Origin of the sequence: Plasticicumulans sp., assembly GCF_035331805.1 — a bacterium.
Lineage (GTDB): Bacteria > Pseudomonadota > Gammaproteobacteria > Competibacterales > Competibacteraceae > Plasticicumulans.
In genome coordinates, this window is the sequence record NZ_DAOLKE010000263.1 from 1 (window position 1) to 5,106 (window position 5,106).

At 70.8% G+C, this 5,106-nt stretch carries 4 protein-coding genes; 1 reads left to right on the forward strand and 3 read right to left on the reverse strand.

The genetic code is table 11. The features are described 5' to 3' along the window. Positions 1-3 precede the first annotated feature (3 nt). Positions 4-1,404, reverse strand: coding sequence for a metalloprotease PmbA (pmbA, locus tag PKE44_RS14820; RefSeq protein ID WP_324552538.1), 1,401 nt, complete (start codon positions 1,402-1,404; stop codon positions 4-6). A 260-nt stretch (positions 1,405-1,664) separates the two neighbouring features. On the opposite strand from pmbA, the gene yjgA reads away from it, so the two are divergent. Then, positions 1,665-2,189, forward strand: a complete 525-nt coding sequence (gene yjgA / locus PKE44_RS14825; RefSeq protein ID WP_324552540.1) for a ribosome biogenesis factor YjgA — start codon at positions 1,665-1,667, stop codon at positions 2,187-2,189. An 82-nt stretch (positions 2,190-2,271) separates the two neighbouring features. On the opposite strand, the gene PKE44_RS14830 is transcribed toward yjgA, so the two are convergent. Continuing rightward, complete coding sequence (locus PKE44_RS14830) at positions 2,272-3,879, reverse strand: matrixin family metalloprotease (protein ID WP_324552542.1); 1,608 nt, start codon at positions 3,877-3,879, stop codon at positions 2,272-2,274. A gap of 529 nt (positions 3,880-4,408) precedes the next feature. Further along, positions 4,409-5,106, reverse strand: a 698-nt coding sequence (locus tag PKE44_RS14835) for a metallopeptidase TldD-related protein (RefSeq protein WP_324552544.1), incomplete at its 5' end; no start/stop codon positions are given.

Sequence of the window (5,106 nt, forward strand, 5' to 3'; positions counted from 1 at the left end):
CGCTCACGCCCCCGCGATCGTCATCGGCGCGAGCAGCATCGAGCCGCAGCGCACGTTGCCGCGCAGGTCGATGTCGCTGCCGATCATCTGCAGCGTCTCGAACATCGTCTTCAGGTTGCCGGCGATGGTGATTTCCTCGACCGGGTGCACCGGCTCGCCGTTCTCGACCCAGAAGCCGGCCGCCCCGCGCGAGTAGTCGCCGGTGACGGCGTTGACGCCGTGGCCCATCAGTTCGGTGACGACCAGGCCGGTGCCCATCGCCGCGAGCAGTTCGTCGTATCCGACGGCCGGCGCACTCGACCCGACGATGACGTTGTGCACGCCACCGGCGTTGCCGGTGGTTTCGAGGCCGAGCCGGCGGGCCGAATACGAATCGAGCACGTAGCCCTGCAGCACGCCGTCGCAGACCAGATCGCGATCCTGCGTGGCGACGCCCTCGCCGTCGAAGGCGGCGCTGCCGAGGGCGCGCGGCAGGTGCGGGCGCTCGTGGATCTGCATGAAGTCCGGAAACACCGCGGTGCCGGCGCGATCGAGCAGGAAGCTCGACTTGCGGTACAGCGCGCCGCCGCGGATCGCGCCGAGGAAGTGCCCGACCAGGCCGCGCGCCAGCTCCGGCACGAACAGCACCGGCGCCGTGCGCGTGCCGATGCGCCGGGCGCCGAGGCGGCGCAGCACGCGCTCGGCCGCGCGCCGGCCGACCGCATCCGGGGCTTCGAGGCGGCTGGCGTCGCGGTCGCTGCTGTACCAGTAATCGCGCTCCATGCGGCCGTCGGCCTGCGGGTCGGCGGCGATCACCGAGCACGACAGCGAATGGCGTGTCGACGGATAGCCGCCGAGGAAGCCGTTCGAGTTGCCGTAGACGACCAGCGACTCGTGCCGGCCGACCGAGGCGCCATCGCTGTTGCTGATGCGCGCATCGAAGCCGCGTGCCGCCGCCTCGCAGTCGCGGGCGATGTCGATGGCCTGCTCGGCGCTGAGCGCCCACGGGTGATGCAGGTCGAGTTCCGGCAGCGGCGCGCGCGCCAGCCGGGCCGGATCGGCGAGGCCGGACCACGGGTCCTCGGCCGTGTAGCGGGCGATGTCGCAGGCGGCGCGCACGGTTTCGAGCAGCGCCGGCTCGCGCCAGTCCGAGGTGCTCGCCGAGCCCTTGCGCCTGCCGAAATAGACGGTGACGCCGAGGCCGCGGTCGCGCTGGTATTCGAGGGTCTCGACCTCGCCGAGGCGCACCGACACCGACAGGCCGTCGCTGAAGCTGACGGCGGCCTCGGACTCGGTGGCACCGAGCCGGCGCGCCTCGTCGAGGATCATCCCGACCAGCCGGTCGAGTTCGGCGCGCTCGGGCAGGGCCGACGGCGCCGTGGCCGGCAGGGACGCACTGGCTGGGCTGAGCTGGGAATCCGGCATGGCGATCGTTCCTGGACATCGGAAGGGCAGGGCCGCCACCCGGCACGGGCAGCGGCGTGGCACCCGTGCGGCTGCCGGTCGTGGACCGCACGGGCGTGATGTTGCTGGCAAGGCACGGGGCCGACACGGCGCCTGCGACGCGCTACCATCGCGCCCCCGTTTTTCTGCCTCCCTGCCCGGGCGGCCCTGACCGGCCTGGTCCGGATACCCACCCGCAGGCGCCGGACACTGCCCGGCACCGGTGTGGAGATCGCTCCCCGATGAACCGTTCCGACGATTTCGCCGACACCGGCGACACGCAGCCCGAAGGCCCGAGCAAGTCCGCGCGCAAGCGCGAGGCCGAAGCCCTGCAGACGCTCGGCGAGCGGCTGGTCGGCCTGCCCGAGGCGCAGCTGCGGCAGGTGCCGCTGCCCGAGGATCTCGCCGGCGCGATCGCCGAATGCCGGCGCATCAGCGCACACGGCGGACGCTACCGTCAGATGCAGTACATCGGCAAGCTGATGCGACGCATCGATCCGCAGCCGATCCTCGACGTGCTCGCGCGCTTCGACTCGACCAGCGCCGAGTCGAAGCGCCGCCAGCATCAGGTCGAGCGCTGGGTCGAGGCGATGGTCGCCGGCGACGAGACCGTGCTCGGGGAGTACCTGACCGCTTACCCGCAGGCCGATCGCCAGCAGATCCGCCAGCTGATCCGCAATGCCCAGCGCGAACTCTCGACCGGCAAGCCGCCGAAGTCGCGCCGCGAGCTGTTCCGGCTGCTGCGCGCCGGCGCCTGGCAGGACTGATCCGGCAAGCCGGCCGGTCAGCCCGCGCGGCGGCCCCCGGCAGGCAGGGGCCGGGGGCCGGTCGTGCGGACAGGGGCAGGCTTCAGGCCGGGCAGCGGCGCCGATGCAGCAGCGGCAGCGCCGCCGACAGCAGCAGCAGCGACGCCGGCTCCGGCACGCCGATCAGGAAGCTGCCCTGCGGTCCCGTGAACGAACCGCCCGGCAGCGGCGCGAGGAAGCTGTTGCCGTCGGCGAACGGCCCGGGCGGCAGTTCGAAGCCGTCGAACTCGATCGAGCCGAGATGCCCGAGCAGGTTGACGTTGGTCAGCGCCTCGGCAAGCGTGTTGCCTTCCAGGATGTACACGCCGCCGAACTCCGGATGGCGCGCGTCGTAGAGGATGTCGGCGTTGCCCGGATCGCGCAGGTTCGGGAACACGTTCGGCGACGAGTAATAGCCGAGCAGCAGGTCGCCGACGTTGGCGCCGTCGCTCGACGCCAGATGCAGGTTCAGGTGGAAGTTGCTGGTGTTGCCGATCTCCGGCACCGAGCCTGCGAAGGTTTCGCCGTTGGTCACGGCCAGCGTGCCGAGCCGGAACACGCCGGCCGGCTGCACCGGATAGACGGCGCTGTCGTAGTCGAAGTTGACGTTGAACGGCGTGCGGCCGTTCTGGCCGGTATCGAAATGCGCGGTGCCGAGACCGTTGCAGACGTCGTCGGCGTCGCAGGCCGGATCGGTGAACGTGAACACGCCCGGGAAGCTCCGGTACGGGTCCTCCAGCGTCGTCGCGCTCAGGTAGATGTCGCCGCCGAGGATCGAGAACGTGCCGTTGCCGGTGAAGCCGGTGCGGTCGTAGACCATGTCGGCGATGCCGCCGGCACCGAAGGGGTTGCCGTTGAACACGTCGATGATGCCGGCATCGATGTGTTCGGTCGGGTTGCGGACGATGTCGATGCCGGGCACGAGCTGACCGAAGGCGTTGAAATCCTGGATCGGCGCAGCATTGATGCGCACGAAGCGGTATTCGAAATCATCGCCGTTGCCGGAGAGGTTGTCGGGGCCGGCACCGGCATAGCGCAGGCCGCCGACATCGTCGTGTTCGAGCTGCGTGCGCAGATAGCCCGGCGCGAGGCTGGCGTCGTAGCTCATCACGCTCGAGGACAGGCCGGGACCGGGGAAGAAATCCACGGTCGGGCGCGTCGTGACGTTGCGCGCCAGCGTCGTGCGATCCGGATTCGGCATCAGGTTGAAGGCGTTCTGGTCGGTGTCGAAGAAGCGCGGATTCGGCGTGTCACCCTCGCGCACGCCGGAGTGCGCGAGCCCGAGCGCATGGCCGATCTCGTGCACTGCGACGGTTTCGAGATCGAAGGCCCCCGGCGACGCGATCATGTTCGGCTGCGCGCTCGCGACCGTGTTCCAGGTCGCGAACGCCCGGTCGATCGCCGCCTGCTGCGCCAGCGTGAAACCCGGATCGAGCCGGTAGCCGATGGTCCTGACGCCACCGACCGTCGCGATGCCGTTCCAGCGGAACATCTCGTCGACGCCGAGCGCGCTGGTGAGGTTGCCGCCGGCGTTGACGCCGAGGATCGAGAAGGCCTGCGCCGGCACCGCGAGGCCGAGCCCGCAGAGCAGCGCGCCGGCGAGCGGGAGGCTGCGGAAACCGCCGGCGGCAGCCGGTCGCCGGCGGACGGGGCCGGACGCGGGAGCCGGCACATGATTCGCGGCAGGAACAGGGAAGGGATCAGACGAAAGAAGCAGTGCGGTGCGCTTCATGACGGCCCCCGTCGGTGAGCGACCGCGGCGTGAACCGGTCTCCTCCCCCGCTCGGTCCGGGTGCCTCCGCCCTGTGTCTTTGCCTGCCTGGCCCTGACCGCCGGGCGACGCCGGTGCGCCGCCGTACGGACCCCGGACGCAGGGCCCGTGCCCGGTGGACACGGGTCGCATGTCCGCCGCACCGGCGAGACGCCGGTTGCAACGGAGATTGCATCAGGCAGGCCACGTCCGGCATTTGCCTTTCAATCATACGTTTGCGCAGAGACACCCCGACTGTACCGGGCTGCCCTGTAAATCTGTCTGACACAAATGAGTGCCCGTGCGACACCCCGGCGGATGCCCGGGACCGGACTTCAGCCGCCGGATGCGGCGCGACGCACCCCTTGCCGCATCCTGCGCCGTCGCCGGCAGCGCCGGACCGGCCCCGGTCACTTCGGACGAAGGACGGAGCCGGCAGCCGCGCTCCGGCTCAGGTCTTGGTGCCGCCGACCGTGATGCCGTCGAGCCGCAGCGTCGGCTGGCCGACGCCGACCGGCACGCTCTGGCCGTCCTTGCCGCAGGTGCCGACGCCGAGGTCGAGCTTCAGGTCGTTGCCGACCATGCTGACGCGCTTCATCGCCTCGGGGCCGTTGCCGATCAGCGTCGCGCCCTTGACCGGCCGCGTGACCCTGCCGTTCTCGATCAGATAGGCCTCGCTCGCCGAGAACACGAACTTGCCCGAGGTGATGTCGACCTGGCCGCCGCCGAAGTTGACCGCGTACAGGCCGCGCTCGACCGAGGCGACGATCTCGGCCGGATCGTGCGCGCCGGGCAGCATGTAGGTGTTGGTCATGCGCGGCATGGTCAGGTGCGCGTAGGACTCGCGCCGGGCGTTGCCGGTCGGGCGCATGCCCATCAGCCGGGCGTTCTGCTTGTCCTGCATGTAGTTGCGCAGCACGCCGTGCTCGATCAGCACCGTGCATTCGCCGGGCGTGCCCTCGTCATCGACGCTGAGCGAGCCGCGCCGGTCGGCGAGCGTGGCGTCATCGACGATCGTGCAGAGATCGGAGGCGACCTTCTGGCCGAGGCGACCGCTGTAGGCCGAGGTGCCCTTGCGGTTGAAGTCGCCTTCGAGGCCGTGGCCGACCGCCTCGTGCAGCAGCACGCCGGGCCAGCCGGGGCCGAGCA